Origin of the sequence: Prevotella sp. AM23-5, assembly GCF_003473645.1 — a bacterium.
Taxonomy (GTDB): domain Bacteria; phylum Bacteroidota; class Bacteroidia; order Bacteroidales; family Bacteroidaceae; genus Prevotella; species Prevotella copri_A.
Map to the genome: position 1 here is coordinate 1 of NZ_QUCG01000013.1, position 17937 is coordinate 17937.

A 17937-nucleotide genomic window follows, 5' to 3' on the forward strand; every position below is an offset into this window, starting at 1 on the left:
TTAAATTATAGTGTTGCGGAATTAAGGTATGATTAAAAAAATGAAATTTCGTAAATTTATGCTGTTAGGAGCCCTAGGGGTAGCGCTCTTAACTGCTACTTCTTGCGGCACACCGAAGGATGTAGCCTACTTTCAGGATTTAAACAACAATCCTGATACCGTTATCACCCTGCAGAACAAAGTTATTACTGTAAAGCCTACTGATAAGATCTATATCGGAGTAAAGAGCAAGGATCCGCAGATCTCACAGCTCTTCAATCTTACAGGCGGTACAAACAGCGGTGGTACTTACAATATGTCGCAGGATGCCTATTACTATACTGTAGATAGCAAGGGAAATATCGATTTCCCTGTAGTAGGAACCATTCAGGTAGCAGGATTAACCCGTGAGCAGATCGCAGAAAAGGTGAAGAAATCACTCCTCGACGCAAGTCTCGTCAAGGACCCAACAGTAACTGTAAGTCTCAGCAACCTCCATTATTCTATGATGGGTGAAGTGGCAAAGCCAGGTCAGTATGCCATCGAAGAGGAAAAGGTGACTATCCTCGATGCCATCAGCAAGGCAGGCGATCTCACCATCCAGGGACGCAGAAACGATGTGATGGTACTCCGTCAGGAAAACGGCCACCAGAAAGTTTACAAAATCGACCTCTGCTCCGGCAAGGATATCTTCAGTTCTCCTGCTTACTATCTCCAGCAGAACGATGTGGTATATGTTACACCTAACGATACCAAGAAGAGAAGCTCTACTCTCAACGGAAATACCGTACAATCTACGGGTTTCTGGATGAGCATCTCATCTCTCATCGTTACCATTCTCACATTCTTGAAAGTTAATTAATATCAACAAAAAATGATACAGAATACAACTCCGGCGAATCAGCCAGCACAGCCAAATCCGATGGCTCGACCTAACCAGGAAGAGGATTTCATCCGTATTCAGGATCTCCTCTATCTCTGTCTGACACAGTGGCGTTGGTTCATCCTCTCACTGGTTGTAACCTGCGGCATCGCCATTTATTACAACCTCACCACCCCTAATGTATATCAGCGCACTGCATCCCTGATGATCAAGGATGAGAGCAAGGCGCAGGGCATTGGCAGCGATGTAGCTTCCATGTTCTCCGATATGGGTATGGGAAACATGAAGAGCAATGTAAACAATGAACTCATTGCCATTCAGTCACCAGCCGTTCTCCTCGAGACCGGTAAGAGATTGAAACTTGATGTGGATTATGCCATCGATGGACGTTTCCATAAGGAGGCACTCTATGGCGCAGATCTCCCAGTCACAGTAGATTTCGTAGGATTCACCGATGAGCAGAGCGGAAGCTTTAAGCTCCAGCTCAAGGGCGATGGCTCTTATGTTATCAGTAAGCTCAAGGGAGTTACCCGTGATAATCTCCCAGTAGATGACAGTGATGAAATCACCGGTAGAATCGGACAGATCATTCGCACTCCATTGGGTAAGATCAAGGTGGATAAGGCTCCTGCCTTCACACAGTTTGTTTCTGGTGAAGACGAACCGGTACTCTATGTATCACGTTCCAATGTTTATGCAATGACCGACCGCATCAAGGGTTCCCTCTCTGCTAGTCTGAGCGATGTGAAATCTACCGTCATCGACCTTACTTATAAGGATGTGCTTGCTAAACGTGCAGAAGATGTCATCAACAACATTATCATCGTTTACCGCAAGAACTGGTTGGAGGATAAGAACCAGATGACCATCTCCACCTCTCACTTCATCACTGAGCGATTGGGCGTCATCGAGCGTGTGTTGGGCGATGTGGATAAGAATATTTCAACCTTCAAGAGCAGCAATCTCCTGCCTGATGTAGAGGCTGCCGCACAGCAGTATATGCAGAAGAGCACCGAGGTTGATAAGCAGATTATGGATCTCAATTCCCGTCTCGCCATCGCTCAGTATATCCGAAATTATCTTACTGGTAAGGTTGGCAAGAACCAGCTTCTTCCATCTAATACCGGTATCGAGAGCCCTGGTATCGAACAGCAGATTACCGAGTACAATAAGAGTCAGTTGGAGCGCAACAATATCGTCGCCAACTCCAGCGAGCAGAACCCATTGGTAGCAGATTATGATCAGAGCCTTACCTCTATGCGCAAGAGCATCTCTGCTAGTCTCGATAACTTCGTGGTAACCCTGAAGACTCAGTTGGGCACCCTCCAGGCTAACGAGGCTGCTACTACTTCTCAGATTGCCAGCAATCCTAACCAGGCGAAGTACCTGCAGACTGTTGGCCGTCAGCAAAAAGTTAAGGAGGCGTTGTATCTCTTCCTTCTCCAGAAGCGTGAGGAGAACGAGTTGTCTAAGGCGTTTACCGCATACAATACCCGTATCATCACCCCTCCAACAGGAGACAACACCCCTGTGGAGCCGGTTCGTCGCAAGATCTTGCTCATCGCTTTGGTATTGGGCTTCCTTATTCCAATGGTAGTCATCTATATCCGTGAGAAGGCAAATACCACCGTTCGTGGCCGTAAGGATCTCAAGAAGGTCAACGTACCATTCCTCGGCGAGATTCCATTCTCTATCAGCCGCAAGAACCGTCCAACTCTCGAGCAGCGCATCAAGTTCTGGAAGAAACCTAAAGAGGTTCGTATGATTGTGGTGAAGGCAGGCAAGCGCGATATCGTCAACGAGGCTTTCCGCGTATTGCGTACTAACTTCGAGTTCACCATCGGAACCCATCCGGAGCAGAATGTCATTGTGTTCACTTCATTTAATCCTGGTTCTGGTAAGAGTCATATTGCTGCCAATATGGCGATGTCGCTCGCTATCAAGAAGAAGAAAGTTTTGTTGATTGATGGTGACCTCCGCCATGGTTCAACCTCTATGTTGATTCATAGTCCGGGCGAGGGATTGAGCGATTACCTGAATGGTAGAATCACCGATATTCACGACATCCTCTATAAGGGTGAGGAAAACGGATTGGTTAAGGGTTTTGATGTGATTCCTATCGGAACCATCCCTCCAAACCCAACCGAGCTTCTCTTCACTCCATTGCTGGAGCAGATGATTAAGACCATGCGCGAGGAGTATGATTATGTATTCATCGACTGTCCACCTATCGAGGTCGTCGCAGATACCCCAATATACGAACAGTTTGCCGATCGTACAATCTTCGTGGTTCGTGCCGGCTTGATGGAGCGCAGCATGTTGCCTGAGGTGAATGCCCTCTACAAGGAGAAGAAGTTCAAGAACATGACATTGATTCTGAACGGAACCAAGGCACAAGGCGGCAGATATGGCAGCCACTACGGCTATGGTTACGGCTATGGTTATGGCTATAACTATAATAAGGAAAAGAATGGGGGGGCAAAATCTTAAATAATTGGATTATAGAATAATAGAAACAAATGTTTAAATTCTTCCAGAAAATATTTAATCAGAGTATGCCATCAGGGGAGCGAGAGCTTCTCCCTGGTGGCATTGATTTTCATTGTCATATCCTTCCAGGGGTTGATGACGGATTTCAGGATCCGGAAAAGAGTCTGGAGCAGTTGAGAATCTATGAGGCGATCGGCATGAAGGAAGTGTGGTTCACCCCACATATTATGGAGGATGTACCGAATGAGCCGGAAGAACTCCGCCGTGTCTTTGCAGATTTCAAGGAGAAGTATCTTCAGGATTTTGCCCAGCGACATCCTGGATATCAGGCATCAGGAGCTGAAGGAGCGAAGCAATCTTCTGCGACCGATGCAGAGCCGTTGCAATTGCATTTGGCTGCCGAGAATATGTTGGATGCTCTTTTCGAGCGTAGATTAAAGGCGAACGATCTTCTTCCGTTAGCCGAAAAGTATCTCTTGGTAGAGACTAGTATATTCGCCCCACCGATGAATTTCCGAGGCTTGTTGGAGCGCATCAAGAATAAAGGCTATACCCCGATTCTTGCTCATCCCGAGCGCTATCTGTATATGAAGAAAGAGGATTACGAGGCATTGAAGTCCCAGGGCATCAAGTTCCAGCGCAACCTCTTCAGTCTGAAGGGGCAGTATGGTGAGCGGGTTCAGAAGCGTTGCCGTCAGCTTCTGAAGTGGCAGATGTATGATTTCGTAGGCACCGATCTCCACCGCCTCTCGCGATTGGAGTAATAAATGGGAGGTTGCCGTATTGCGTGGTGGGGGAGGAGGCTTTTTTGTTCAAAATCGTTTGCTTTTCGTTCCGTTTTTGTTTTTTCTTGCGAAAATGTGTGGGAGATTCGAAGTTTATTCGTATTTTTGCAGGTGGATACATAAAACAACATCAAAAATTATAATAATATGAAACTGAACGACATTCTTTCAGAAAATTTTCAGGCTGCAGAATGGGAAGCTAAAGGTTATCAGCTTCCTCATTATGATATTGCAGCAGTTGCCAAGAAGACTCACGATGAGCCTACTTGGGTTCACTTTGGCGCAGGCAACATTTTCCGTGCGTTCCCTGCCGCTATCCTCAACGATGCTCTCAACACTGGTAAGTACGACCGTGGCGTCATCGTGGCGGAAAGCTTCGACTACGAAATCATCGACAAGGCTTATCGCCCTTACCATAACCTCTCGCTTCTCGTCAGCCTCCAAAGCAATGGAACCATCGAGAAGAAGGTCATCGCTTCTATCACAGAAAGCCTCAAAGCGGATAAGCAGTTTGGTGAGGACTGGGCCCGATTGGTTCAGATTTTCCAGGCACCAAGTCTGCAGATGGTTACCTTTACCATTACTGAGAAGGGGTATTCCTTCAATGATGCCGATTTGGCTCGTGGTCTCGATGCTGTCTTCGCCATGGGTAAACTTACCGCACTCCTCTACGAGAGATTCAAGGCGGGCAAGCTGCCGGTTACCCTTCAGTCAACTGATAACTGCTCTCACAACGGTGACCACGTGAAGGCGGGCGTGAAGGCGTATGCCGAGCGCTGGGTGAAGGATGGCATCGTGGAGGCTGACTTCCTGGATTATATCAACGATGACAAGAAGGTGACTTATCCTTGGTCTATGATTGATAAGATTACGCCTCGTCCTCATGAGAAGGTGCAGGCGATGCTGGCTGAGGATGGTTTTGAGGATAATGATACCATCATCACCGAGAAGCATACCTTTACCGCTCCTTTCGTGAATGCGGAGGAGGTGCAGTATCTCGTTTGTGAGGATACCTATAACAACGGCCGTCCGCCATTGGAGTTGGGCGGTGCGCTCTATACTACCCGTAAGACCGTGGATGAGGTGGAGACCATGAAGGTGACTACCTGTCTGAATCCGCTGCATACAGCGATGTCTATCTATGGCTGCATGCTCGACTATACCCTGATTTCTGCCGAGATGGCAGATGAGGACCTGCGTGCCTTTATCCAGAAGATCGGTTATATCGAGGCGATGCCGGTGGTTACCGACCCAGGCGTATTGAGCCCATACGAGTTTATCGGCACGGTGATCAACAAGCGTCTGCCTAATCCTTTCATGCCAGATGCTCCTCAGCGCATCGCTACCGATACCAGTCAGAAACTCTCTATCCGTTTCGGTGAGACCATCAAGAAGTATATCGACCGTGGTCTCGACAAGAATAATCTGATATTGATTCCGCTGGTGCTGGCAGGTTACGCCCGCTATCTCAAGGCATTGGATGATAACCTGAAGCCATTTGAGCCATCTTCCGACCCATTGCTGGCAGAACTCCAGACCATCGTGGCTCCGCTGGAGGTAGGCAAGGCGGATCAGGACTACTCTTGCCTGAAGAATCTCTATTCTCGCAAGGATGTATTCGGACTCGATCTCTACGAGGCTGGTTTCGGCGAGCAGATAGAAGGCATGGTGAATGAACTCTTCGCCGGTAAGGGTGCCGTAAGACAGACATTGCACAAGTACGTTGCTGCAAGATAATTCATTTTTTTGATTTAACCAATACATTATATATAAAGATATATGGAAAGAACATGGAGATGGTTTGGCAAGAAGGATAAGATTACGCTTGCCCAGCTGAAACAGATAGGTGTGGAGGGTATCGTGACTGCACTGCACGATGTGCCTCTGGGTGAGGTTTGGACCCGCGAGAAGATTCATGAACTGAAAGAGTATATCGAGTCTTACGGTATGAAATGGAGCGTGGTGGAGTCGCTGCCAGTGGTGGAGACCCTGAAGTATGGCGGTCCTGACCGTGACCATCAGATTGAGGTGTATAAGGAGAGTCTGAGAAACCTGGGTGAGGAAGGCATCAAGTGCATCTGCTACAACTTCATGCCGGTACTGGACTGGGCACGTACGGACCTGACCCACGAGAATCCTAACGGAGCCAACAATCTCTATATGAATTGGGGCGAGTTTGCCTACTTTGACATCTATATCCTGCAGCGTGAGGGTGCCCGTGAGGATTGGGCTGAGTTCTCTAAGGAGCACAAGTGGGGCAGAGACCTCGTGGCTGAAGCTGATGAAATCAAGAAGACTTCTACTCCAGAGCAGGATCATGCTTTGGTAGAGAACATCATCATCAAGACTCAGGGCTTTGTTTCGGGTAACTTCAGCGAGGGTGACTCGGCTCCTGTACAGAAGTTCCGCGACCTGCTGAAGCTGTATGAGGGCATAGACAAGAAGAAGCTGCAGGAGAATATGAAATACTGGCTGGAGGCGATCATGCCAATCTGTGATGAGTATGACATCAACATGTGCGTGCATCCTGACGATCCTCCATATCCTGTATTCGGCTTGCCAAGAATTATCGGCTGTGCCGAGGATATCCAGTGGATGCTGGATGCAGTGCCTAACAAGCATAACGGTTTGACTTTCTGTGCAGGTTCCTTCTCTGCCGGTGAGCACAACGACTGTGTGGCAATGGCAAAGCAGTTTGCCGACCGCACCCATTTCGTTCACCTTCGTTCCTGCTACATCTTCCCTAACGGTAACTTCACCGAGGCTTCTCACCTGGGTGGTCGTGGCCATCTGATAGAGCTTTGCCGCATCTTCGAGAAGGCAGAGCAGGAAGGTAAGTGCAATTCGGGTCGCCGATTGCCGATGCGTGTGGATCACGGTATGACCTTTACCGATGAGCCAGGCGGCGTATTCGATGAGAGCAACCACGGTCACAATGCCGGTTACACCCTCCTGGGCCGCATGTTTGCCATGGGCCAGATTCAGGGCGTCATCGCCACTGTGGATGATGAGCTGGGCATAAAGTACAAGCAGCCGGGATTTTATGATTAGTTGATAGGCTTTAGCATATTACGAAAGTTCAGTTAAGTGATTTGAAATCCTGGTTGAATGAAATATGAAAAAGGCTAGCGTGCGTTTGTGCATGCTAGCCTTTTTTTATGCTTGGGGTACTTTATTCTTTTGTTTTGAGCTCCACTTCCTCCACATATTTCACTAATGAATCCTTGCCGTTGAGCAGGTAGTAATCTACGCGGACCACGTGGTTGATATCGGCATTACCCTTTACCTTGATGTGGCGGGTCTTGCTGTATATCATTGTATCGCGACGGGATGGATAGGAGACGAGCTGGATGATGTCCTTGGTGGAACCACTGCCTATGTAGTAGATGCCCACACTATCCTTTCCTGCCTTGATTGCCGCCATCTTTGCCATCTTCTTGGCGTGGATAGCTGATGTATCTTCCGGATAGAATTCGCTGGCGGCTACCGTGTCGCCGTCGTGCTGATCGGGTGCAAACTTGCAGCTTGTACTGGTTGTTGTGATAAAGGATGTGGCAGCCAGAGCTGCCACAAAACATAAAATTTTCTTCATTATTATTTTGAATTAATCAGTTACATTTCAACCACCACTTCGTGCTTGCCTTCCAGGCAAGGAACGATGGTGCCTGCGATGGCTTTGCCATCCACCGTAATCTGCTTTACGCCTTTCTCCCTTCCTTCTGGGTTCTTCACTACGATGTGGTATTCGCCACCACGGAACTTGCGGGTTACCTCGTATTCATGGGCGGTGCTTGGGAGACATGGGTCGATGTTCAATCCCTCGTAATCCGGTTTGATGCCGAGGATGAACTCCGACACGGTGTACCACATCCAGGCGGCTGTACCCGTTAACCAGGAGTTCTTGCCCTCGCCAGGCTTGGCGGCATCCTTACCGGCTACCATCTGGCAGTTGACGTATGGCTCCACCTTGTGCAGGGTCTGATATTTCTCCTCTACATAGCTTGGGAGAATCTTGGTATAATGGTTCCAGGCATCATTGCCACGTCCGGCAACGGTTTCGCCGATGATGACCCAAGGGTTGTTGTGGCAGAAGATGCCGGCATTCTCCTTGTAACCTTCAGGATAGGATGAAATCTCGCCCATCTCTACATGATAGGTGGTGTAGGCTGGGTTGTTCAGCACCATTCCGTGCTCGCACTCCAGGCGCTCCTTGGCGCTATCCAGTGCCTTGGCGCAGAGGCCTTTTTCCAGTCCGATGCCAGCCATGGTACACCAGCCCTGACTCTCGATGAAGATCTTGCCTTCCTCGTTCTCGTTGCTGCCTATCTTGTTGCCGAAGAAATCGTAGGCACGCAAGAACCATTCGCCGTCCCAGCCATGCTGCTTCACGGCTTCGCTCATCTCATCTACAGCCTGCTGCATGCGCTCGGCTTCTACCAGGTAATCTTCCTCGGCAAGTCCGGCGATAGTGCCTTCATGGCTGTTCGCGGCTTCCTTGGCAAGCTGCTTGCACAGCGCCACGTAGTCCTTTCCGGTTACAACGAAGAGTCCGGCTATCATCAGACTTTCTGCCTTGCTGCCTTCGCCCTTGTTCTCGGTGGTCTGGAAACTCTCGTTCGGATCCCAGGAGAAGCAGTTCAGGTTCAGACAGTCGTTCCAGTCGGCTCTTCCGATGAGTGGAAGCTGGTGAGGACCCAGGTTGTTGATAACGTGGTTCATCGAAATCTTCAAGTGTTCGAAGAGACTTACCTCGCTGCCTGGCTGGTTATCGAATGGTACCTGCTCTGAGAGGATGGAGAAATCTCCCGTCTCCTTGATGTAGGCTACGGTTCCGAAGATGAGCCAGCAAGGGTCGTCGTTGAAACCGCCACCTATGTCGTTGTTGCCTCGCTTGGTGAGCGGCTGATACTGGTGATAGCAGCCGCCGTCTGGGAACTGGGTACTGGCGATGTCGATGATGCGCTGGCGGGCACGGGTAGGTATCTGATGAACGAAGCCTACGAGGTCCTGGTTGGAATCACGGAAGCCCATGCCTCTGCCGATGCCGCTCTCGAAGAAGCTTGCAGAACGCGACATGCAGAAGGTTATCATACACTGATACTGGTTCCAGATGTTCACCATGCGGTCGAGCTTGTCGTTTCCGCTCTTCACGGTGAAGATGTTCAGCAGGTTATCCCAGTACTGGTTGAGTTCAGCAAAGGCTGCATCCACCTTTTCGGTGGTATCGAACTTCTGGATGAGCTGATGTGCCTTCTCCTTGTTGATGACCTTCTTGGCAGAGAACTTCTTATCCTGTTCGTTTTCTACGTATCCCAGGAGGAAGATGAGGTCGCGGCTTTCGCCCGGCTTCAGGGTTACCTCTATATAGTGTGATGCGATAGGGCTCCAGCCATGGGCAAAACTATTGCGTGGCTTGCCTTCGAGTACAGCTTCCGGTTCGGCAAACTCGTTGTAGAGTCCGATGAAGCTCTCACGGTCGGTATCGTAGCCCTGAATCTCTGTATTTACAGTATAGAAAGCGTAGTGGTTGCGGCGCTCACGGTATTCCGTCTTGTGATAGAGGGTAGAGCCTTCTACCTCCACTTCGCCTGTAGAGAAATTGCGCTGGAAGTTCTCCATATCGGTAGCGGCATTCCAGAGGCACCATTCTGCAAAGGAGAACACCTTGAGGGTCTTTGCTTCCTGCGACAGGTTCTTGAGCGTCATCTTCTGAACCTCTGCCCAGGTATGGAGCGGAACGAAGAAGAGAACGCTTGCCTCTACGCCGTTCTTGCTGCCCGTGATGCGGGTATAGTTCATGCCGTGGCGGCACTCATAGTTGTCGAGTGGCGTCTTGCATGGTTTCCAGCCTGGATTCCAGACGGTATCGCCATCCTTGATGTAGAAGTAGCGACCACCATTATCCATAGGTACCCCGTTGTAGCGATAGCGGGTGAGACGACGGAACTTGGCATCCTTATAGAAAGAATACCCACCTGCTGTGTTGGAGATAAGCGAGAAGAAATCCTCGTTACCCAAATAGTTGATCCAAGGCCATGGAGTCTTTGGGTCAGTAATCACGTACTCGCGATTGGCGTCATCAAAATGACCATACTTTTTCTCTACCATTGTTTTTTTAATGTTTATTTTTAGAATTTTTGCATGAATTTGGTGCAAAGATAATAAAAAGTTTCAGTTTATAGGTTAGAAAACAGATATTTTTTGTATTTTTGCATTGAAAAGTTAGATGTTTAACAATTTGCGATTAACATAACATACAATTGGCTTATGAAAAGAAACATTATAACACTCCTCATAACCGTGTTTGCCATGCTGCAAGCAACGGCTCAAACCTACGACAACTTGTGGAAGCAAGCTGATATCATCGCTCAGAAGGATCAGCCCAAGAGCGAGATAGGGGTGATGAAGAAAATCATCTCCAAGGCTACGGCTGCGAAAGACTACGGCCAGCTGCTGGCGGCTGAGATAAGGCAGGCGATACTCTGGAGAGAGATTTCGCCCGACTCGCTGACGCCCAATGTGAAGCGGATGGAAACGGAAGCACTGAAAGCGAAAGATCCCGTGCTGAAGGCTGTGAGATATGCCGTGCTCGGCAAGGTGTATAGGGAGGTGAATGGGAAGAAGAGCGAGGAGTTCTTCAAGAAAGCCCTGGAGCAGCCTGAGCTTCTTGCCAGGAATGCTTCTACCGGGTATGTGCCGCTGACGCTGAAGGGTGTGGATGGCAGTTCGTTCTACAATGATCTGCTGCATCTCATTGGTTTCGAGGCTGACAGCAAGGAGGCGTATCTGCAGCTGTACACCTATTATAATAAGGTGGGAAATAGGGGCGCGGCTTGTCTCTGTGCCTATAAGCTTATCGAGAAATATCGCCAGGATGACGTGAGAGAGGTCAGAAAGTCGAAGTATCTGCAGACTATCGACTCGCTCATCCACGTATATCAGGATATTCCGGAGGCAGGCGAACTTGCCGTGGAGCATTTCCGCTTCATGGAAGGGGCTACCGATGCCAAACCGCAGGATAAGCTCAACTATATCAACTATGCGCTGAGTCGCTGGGGGGGATGGTCGAGAATGAATGTGCTGAGGAATGCGCAGAAGCGACTCACCGAACCGATGTTCCAGGTGCAGGATATGCCATTGGTGCTTCGCCCTTCGGAAAAGAAGTGGGTTCATCTGAATGTGCGCAATCTCCAGAATCTGAACATTCGGCTTTCCCGTCTCAATATCACAGCGGATAATGAATATGATGTCCAGAATGAGGCTACCTATAAGATGCTCCTGAAGAAGACCACGAAGCTGCATCAGAAGGATTTCAGCCGCAACTACTATGGTCGTCCGGATTACGAAGAGGTAAAGGATTCCATCGAAATAGGAGGCAATCTGCCATTAGGCGTCTATCTGATGGAGGTGACTTCGGATAATACAGGCATTGCTCCGCAGCGAGAACTCTTCTATGTCAGCAATCTGGCGGTGATGATCCAGCAGTTGCCTGATGACAGGCATCGCTATGTGGTGGTGAATGCTACCGACGGTCAACCTGTTCCAGGTGCGAAGATTGTGCTCTATGACAGAAACTATGACGACAAGACGGGCAAGTTCAAGAGACTCATTCATGCCCGCTTGACTACCGATGAGAACGGCGAGGCTTACTTCAAGAATGTGGATGGAAACGTCTTGATTTCCACCAGCAATGACAAGTTTGCGCCTGCCAAGGATATCTACCTCTCACGTGCCCGCTATTACGAGAAGAAGGATGATGAGGTGAGATATCAGTTGTTTACCGACCGTGCCATCTATCGTCCGGGACAGAAGGTGCATGCCACTGCCGTTTCCTACATCGTGAAGAAAGGCCTGGATGCCAGTGTGCCGGGAAAGAGCATGGAACTGAAGTTTATCCTGAGGGATGCCAACTGGAAGCAGGTGGCTGAGCAGAAGGCTACAACCGACGAATATGGTACGGCATCTGTGGATTTCGAATTGCCTCAAGGTGGACAGACAGGCATGTATCATGTATCCGTGAATAACCGAGCTAACAGTTCCTTCCGTGTGGAGGAATACAAGCGTCCAACCTTCGAGATTACCTTCCCGAAGGTGAACGAGAAATATAACTGGGGCGACACCGTAGTGGTGAAGGCTTCGGCAAAGACCTACGCCGGTGTACCAGTGCAGGGCGCCAAAGTGGAGTATCAGGTGACCCGCAGAAACCAGCTCTGGTGGTGGGGCGCAGGCTCTGCCGGACAGTTGGTGAAGACTGACAGTTGCGTGACTCGTGAGGACGGAACCTTCGACGTGGAGATTCCGCTGGAGGCTTCCTTGTCAGGAAAAGACGAGGCTGATATGAGCGATTTCATGCGCATCGCCCGTTTCTTCAACTTCGAGGTCTCAGCCATCGTTACCGACATCAGCGGTGAGAGCCACGAGGGTGTGATGAGTCTGCCTCTGGGCACCAAGCCAACCATCCTCACGGTGAATCTTCCTAAGCGTATTGAGGCAGACAGTCTGAAGACGGTGACCTTTGCTTACCGCAATGCCAGCGGTATGGAGATATCCAGCAACCTGAAGTACCGCATCGACAAGGGCGAATGGAAGGATGCCGAGGCGAATGCGCCGATTTCTATGGCTGTATTGCCATCAGGAGTGCATGAGATGGAGGCAATCTGCGGACAGGACACCCTGCAGCAGAAGTTCACCCTCTTCAGCATCAAGGATACCCATCCGATGGAGCCAACCACCGAATGGTATTATCAGACAGCGAAGACCTTCCCGCATGATGGAAAGCCGGTATATGTGCAGGTGGGTTCTTCTGAAAACGGAGCGCACATCGTATATTCCATCATCGCTGGCAACAAACTGCTGGAGAAAGGCGCCTGGGAGTTGGGCGACAGCATCGTTACCCTGCCATTCACCTACAAGCCGGAATATGCTTCGGGTGTGGTGATTAATTATAGTTTCGTGAAGAACGGCGAATGCTATACCAGAAAAATCAGCATCGCCCGTCCTTTGCCGGAGAAGAAGTTGAACATCACCTGGAAGACTTTCCGCGACCGTCTCACTCCGGGACAGAAGGAGAAGTGGACCTTGCAGATTACGACTCCCGACGGCAAGCCAGCCAAGGCACAGCTGATGAGTGTACTTTATGATAAGTCGCTCGACCAGTTGGCTGACCACACCTGGAAGATGTCGCTGGGATTCAGCCAGTGGTTGCCAGACTGCTATTGGAAGAGCAATCTGAAGTATTATGAGATGGGATTGGCTGGTACTTATCCTACCAAGTATTATGATGAAAAGGAGTTGGATGTGGATCAGTTTGATGGCAAATACTTTAGCTATTATGGTTATATGCAAGCTGTGGAACTGAGCAAGTTGGAACGTTCTTCTGGCGGAACCGTTGAGTCTGTTCGTATACAGAAAGACGAGCTGGTACGAGAAGAAGCGAAAGTCATGAGAATTCGTGGTTCTAAGATGGCTCGTGTCGGTGCTTCTGCTCCATCTGTCAACAAGGTTTTTGATGTAGTAGAGGAGATGCCGCAGTTTGCTGGCGGTTCTGGCTCAGACGCAGGACAGTTCCTCGACAAGGTTCTGATTCGTGAAAACCTGAACGAGACCGCCTTCTTCTATCCTGCCTTGGAAAGCGATAATCAGGGCAATGTGGCTATCAATTTCACCCTGCCGGAGAGCGTGACTACCTGGAAGTTTATGGGCTTGGCGCACGACAAGGAGATGAGAAACGGATGCCTGGTAGATGAGGCTGTGGCTCAGAAAACCGTGATGGTGCAGCCTAACATGCCTCGCTTCCTGCGTGAGGGCGATAAGAGCACCATCGTGGTGAAACTCTTCAACACTTCTGACAAGAAGGTGAGCGGCAATGCCCGCGTGCAGATTCTGGATGCCGAAACCCAGAAGGTGGTTTGGCAGAAGACCCAGGGCTATCGCATCGATGCCGAGGGTTCTGCTACGGTAGCCTTTGATGTTCAAGGTCTGAAAGAAGGCGTATATATTAATAAGGTGGTGGCTGCCGGTAATGGCTACAGCGATGGTGAACAGCATTACCTGCCGGTTTTGAGCGACCGTGAACTCGTGGTGAACACCCTGCCTATCACCCTGCATCAGAAGGGTGAGCAGAACTTCGACCTGAGCAAGCTCTTCCTGAACAAGGAGGGCAAGCAGGCGAAGGGCGCAGAGGATGCAAAGGTGACCGTGGAATATACCAACAATCCAAGTTGGCTGATGGTCAAGGCGCTGCCTGCTATCAGTAATCCGGATGAGGAGGACGCCATCTCGCTGATGTCTGCCATCTACGCCAATACCATCACCACCCATATCCAGAAGACTCTCTCTTTGGATAATCATTCTCAGAAGAATCTCTCTCAGGAGACCATCCGCTTACAGAATCAGGTGGAGAAACTGAAGAAGTTGCAGAATGCTGACGGTTCCTTCTCCTGGTGGAAGGGAATGAAGGGCAGCCGATACATGACAACGTCGGTAGCCGAAATGATGGTTCGTCTGAATGCCGTTGCCGGTGTTCAGAAATCCACCGCCAAGATGCTGACTTCCGCCATCAATTATCTCTCCTCGCAGACTGCCCAGGAAGTGAGAGAAATGAAGAAGCAGGAGGAGAAAAAGCACAAGGTGAATCCTAGCGAGATGGCTTTGCATTATCTCTATATTGTCGCAATGGATGGGACTTGTGTGAAACTCAAAGCTCCTGCTTTGAATGACATGGATTATCTCCTCGGAAAACTGAAGAAGATGACGGGTTCGTTGACCATCTATGGCAAGGCGAAGGCTGCTGTGATACTCGCCCTAAACTACGATTACAAGACGGCTGCCGACTACTTGAAGAGCATGGAGGAATATTCCGTCTATCGTGAGGATATGGGCAGATATTATGATACTCGCAAGGCGTACTATAGTTGGAGAAACTATAAGATTCCAACGGAGGTGGCTGCCATCGAGGCTCTGCAGGCTTTGGATGCTCAGTCTATAGCTGCTATTTCATCTGCATCGTCTGCTATTAGCAAACAGCAGACCATCGAGGAACTGCAGCGCTGGCTTCTGATGTCGAAGCGTACCCAGTCTTGGGATACTCCGGTGAACACCGTAGATGCCGTCTATGCCTTTATGAAGGGTAATGAAAGCAACTGGAACAGAAAGGCTGAGAATGCCGTTCTGAAACTGGATGGCAAGCTGCTGCCGATGCCGCAGGATTCCACTACTTTGGGCTATGTGAAGACCGAAAAGGCGGGTAAGGCATCTACCCTGAGCATCAATAAGAAGAGCGATTATACCAGTTGGGGTGCCGTGTATGCAGAGTTCAAGCAGCCGCTTAGCGAAATAGCTTTTCTGGAATCGGGCATCAAGGTTAGCCGTAAGGTTGAAAACCAGAAGAAGGCGAAGGTGGGTGATAAGATCAAGGTCATCATCACCATTACTGCCGACCGTGACTACGATTTCGTGAAGATTGTGGACAAGCGAGCTGCCTGTCTGGAGCCTGTCAATCAGCTGAGCGGTTACCAGTGGGGAATGGAATGTTATGTTTCTCCTAAGGATAATACAACAAATTTCTATTTTGATCGTTTATCTAAAGGTAAGCATTTCGTAGAAATGGAATATTATGTTGACCGTAAGGGCGATTACCAGTCGGGGTCCTGCACGGCAGAGTGTACCTACAGTCCGGAGTTTGGTGGTCGTACGGAGGCATATAAGATGACAGTTAATAATTAATATAAGGATTGATAATTACGAATAGAATAGTATGAAACGAATGAATATATTGATGCTTTCATCGCTGTTGGCGGTGTCTGCGTCGGCACAGAAAATAAGTACTCAGAACGAGATCGTGGATTGTGGACAGGTAGTATTCCGCAAGCCGGTGACCGCTGAGTTCCTGATGAAGAATGAGGGCAGCAAACCGCTGATCATCCATCAGGTGTATAAGAGTTGCGGATGTACAGAGGTGGTGTATCCGAAGAACAGTGTGGCTCCTGGCGACAGCTTCTTGGTCAAGGCGGTGTATGATGCGAAGCAGATGGGCACCTTCCACAAGCAGATATGCCTCTATAGCAATGCATCGGAGGAACCTTTTATCCTCTCTATGCGTGGTAGGGTAGTGAGCAATGTGGTAGATTTCGCAGGTCCGTATGATGAACTGCTTGGCGAACTCAAGTCGGATGTCCAGGAGGTGGAGTTTGATGACGTGAACCGTGGCGACCGTCCGGTACAGCGCATCCATATCTTCAATCCTACAGAGGAGATGATGGAACCTGTGGTCATGCATCTTCCTAACTATCTCCAGGCGACGGTTTCGCCATCCAAGGTGGCTCCTCACCGTTCCGCAGAGATTACCTTCGTGCTGGATTCGAAGAAGCTGCGTGATTTCGGCTTGAATCAGACTTCTGTTTATCTGGGTGAGCGTCCTGGTGACAAGATTGCTCCAGAGAAGGAAATCGTGGTTTCTGCCGTTCTCCTGCCAAGTTTCGACAAGTTGACTGCTGAGCAGAAGGAACAGGCACCGAAGGTGGAACTCTCTACTACCGATCTGAATCTGGGAAGCTTCAACGGCAAGAAGAAGCGCAAGGGTGAAATCCTGGTTACCAACAGGGGTAAGTCGGTTTTGGATATCCGAAGCATGCAGATGTTTACCATGGGCTTGCAGGTACAGTTGAAGAAGAGCAAGATTCAGCCGGGAGAGACCGTGAAGATGAAGGTGACAGCCGTGGCTGCCGATCTGAAGAAGTCGCGTGCCAAGCATCCTCGTATTCTCATGATTACCAATGATCCGGAGAATGCCAAAGTTGTAATTAGAATAAATGTAAAGTAATGCAGATAGAAATAGATCATGGTAGTGGTTTCTGCTTCGGCGTAACCACTGCCATCAAGAAAGCTGAAGAAGAGTTGGAAAAGGGCAGTACACTCTACTGCCTGGGTGATATTGTGCATAATGGTATGGAGGTGGAGCGCCTGCATGAGGCGGGACTCATCACCATCGACCATGAGGAGATGAAGGAGCTTCACGATGTGAAGGTGCTGCTTCGTGCCCATGGTGAACCGCCTGAGACTTATGCGCTGGCAGAGAAGAACAATATTGAGATTATTGATGCTACCTGTCCGGTAGTACTCCAGTTGCAGCGCCGCATCAAGAAGCAGTATGTGAGCAATCCTGAGGCGCAGATTGTCATCTTCGGCAAGAAAGGTCATGCCGAGGTGTTGGGTCTGGTAGGACAGACCGAGAGTCATGCCCTCGTGGTAGAGAAGTTGGAGGATGTAGAGCATCTGAAGGAAGTAGGTAAGTTGGATTTCAACCGTGATATCTATCTCTATTCCCAGACCACCAAGAGTCTGGATGAGTTCCATCGCATCATCGAGTATTGCCAGGAGCATATCGTAGAGGGCGCAACCTTCAAGAGCTTTGATACCATCTGCCGCCAGGTGGCTAACAGAATGCCAAACATCGCATCCTTTGCCAGCAAGCATGATGTCATCCTCTTTGTCAGTGGCAGAAAGAGCAGCAATGGAAAGGTGCTCTTCAAGGAGTGCAAGAGTGTGAATCCTAACAGCTATCAGATAGAGAGTGCCGAGGAAATCAATATGGATTGGTTGAAGGGCGTGAATACCGTAGGCATCTGTGGTGCTACCAGTACTCCTAAATGGCTGATGGAAGAATGCAAGGAGAAAATCATCAAGGATACCTTATCATAAAGAGAAACAGGTAATCTGATGATTCATCTCATCAAATAAAAACAGGTGATAAATCTTCTCACGAGGACTTATCACCTTCAAAAAACAGTAATTAACTCAAAA

Annotated in this window: 10 protein-coding genes; 8 read left to right on the forward strand and 2 right to left on the reverse strand. The window is 49.3% G+C overall.

The window, feature by feature from the left end:
• Positions 1–40: 40 nt before the first annotated feature.
• The 5 genes from DW657_RS04955 (at position 41) to uxuA (ending at position 7188) form a co-directional block, all read left to right on the forward strand.
• Positions 41–841, forward strand: a complete 801-nt coding sequence (locus DW657_RS04955) for a polysaccharide biosynthesis/export family protein (RefSeq protein ID WP_118311626.1) — start codon at positions 41–43, stop codon at positions 839–841.
• Between the two features lie 12 nt (positions 842–853).
• Positions 854–3352, forward strand: a complete 2499-nt coding sequence (locus tag DW657_RS04960; protein WP_233546611.1) for a tyrosine-protein kinase — start codon at positions 854–856, stop codon at positions 3350–3352.
• A 29-nt stretch (positions 3353–3381) separates the two neighbouring features.
• On the forward strand, positions 3382–4116 hold the full coding sequence (locus DW657_RS04965) for a tyrosine-protein phosphatase (RefSeq protein ID WP_233546612.1): 735 nt from the start codon (positions 3382–3384) through the stop codon (positions 4114–4116).
• A 168-nt stretch (positions 4117–4284) separates the two neighbouring features.
• A complete protein-coding gene (locus DW657_RS04970; RefSeq protein WP_118311628.1) occupies positions 4285–5874 on the forward strand; it encodes a mannitol dehydrogenase family protein in 1590 nt (529 codons plus the stop codon).
• Between the two features lie 42 nt (positions 5875–5916).
• Positions 5917–7188 (forward strand): mannonate dehydratase, encoded by a 1272-nt coding sequence (gene uxuA / locus DW657_RS04975; RefSeq protein ID WP_118311629.1) that lies wholly within the window; start codon positions 5917–5919, stop codon positions 7186–7188.
• Positions 7189–7309: 121 nt separating this feature from the next.
• Here uxuA and DW657_RS04980 read toward each other — a convergent pair whose 3' ends face one another.
• Complete coding sequence (locus DW657_RS04980; protein WP_118311630.1) at positions 7310–7729, reverse strand: hypothetical protein; 420 nt, start codon at positions 7727–7729, stop codon at positions 7310–7312.
• Between the two features lie 20 nt (positions 7730–7749).
• Positions 7750–10245: a GH36-type glycosyl hydrolase domain-containing protein gene (locus DW657_RS04985; RefSeq protein WP_118311631.1), complete on the reverse strand. Its 2496-nt coding sequence runs from the start codon at positions 10243–10245 to the stop codon at positions 7750–7752.
• A 159-nt stretch (positions 10246–10404) separates the two neighbouring features.
• On the opposite strand from DW657_RS04985, the gene DW657_RS04990 reads away from it, so the two are divergent.
• Genes DW657_RS04990 through DW657_RS05000 form a run of 3 tightly spaced genes read left to right on the forward strand, consistent with a single transcriptional unit; the run spans position 10405 to position 17835 of the window.
• On the forward strand, positions 10405–15861 hold the full coding sequence (locus DW657_RS04990) for an alpha-2-macroglobulin (protein ID WP_118311632.1): 5457 nt from the start codon (positions 10405–10407) through the stop codon (positions 15859–15861).
• A gap of 31 nt (positions 15862–15892) precedes the next feature.
• Positions 15893–16957 carry a DUF1573 domain-containing protein gene (locus DW657_RS04995; protein ID WP_118311633.1) on the forward strand — a complete coding sequence of 355 codons (1065 nt, stop codon included), beginning with the start codon at positions 15893–15895 and terminating at the stop codon, positions 16955–16957.
• Entirely contained in the window at positions 16957–17835 is an 879-nt protein-coding gene (locus DW657_RS05000; protein WP_118311634.1) for a 4-hydroxy-3-methylbut-2-enyl diphosphate reductase, read from the forward strand. The genes DW657_RS04995 and DW657_RS05000 overlap by 1 nt, the downstream gene beginning before the upstream one ends.
• The last annotated feature ends 102 nt before the right edge of the window (positions 17836–17937 follow it).

Excerpts from the sequence above, each read along its gene's own strand:
- DW657_RS04960 (WP_233546611.1), top strand. The coding sequence starts at position 854 with ATGATACAGAATACAACTCCGGCGAATCAGCCAGCACAGCCAAATCCG.
- DW657_RS04990 (WP_118311632.1), top strand. The coding sequence starts at position 10,405 with ATGAAAAGAAACATTATAACACTCCTCATAACCGTGTTTGCCATGCTG.
- DW657_RS04970 (WP_118311628.1), top strand. The coding sequence starts at position 4,285 with ATGAAACTGAACGACATTCTTTCAGAAAATTTTCAGGCTGCAGAATGG.
- DW657_RS04995 (WP_118311633.1), top strand. The coding sequence starts at position 15,893 with ATGAAACGAATGAATATATTGATGCTTTCATCGCTGTTGGCGGTGTCT.
- DW657_RS05000 (WP_118311634.1), top strand. The coding sequence starts at position 16,957 with ATGCAGATAGAAATAGATCATGGTAGTGGTTTCTGCTTCGGCGTAACC.
- DW657_RS04965 (WP_233546612.1), top strand. The coding sequence starts at position 3,382 with ATGTTTAAATTCTTCCAGAAAATATTTAATCAGAGTATGCCATCAGGG.
- uxuA (WP_118311629.1), top strand. The coding sequence starts at position 5,917 with ATGGAAAGAACATGGAGATGGTTTGGCAAGAAGGATAAGATTACGCTT.
- DW657_RS04985 (WP_118311631.1), bottom strand. The coding sequence starts at position 10,245 with ATGGTAGAGAAAAAGTATGGTCATTTTGATGACGCCAATCGCGAGTAC.
- DW657_RS04955 (WP_118311626.1), top strand. The coding sequence starts at position 41 with ATGAAATTTCGTAAATTTATGCTGTTAGGAGCCCTAGGGGTAGCGCTC.
- DW657_RS04980 (WP_118311630.1), bottom strand. The coding sequence starts at position 7,729 with ATGAAGAAAATTTTATGTTTTGTGGCAGCTCTGGCTGCCACATCCTTT.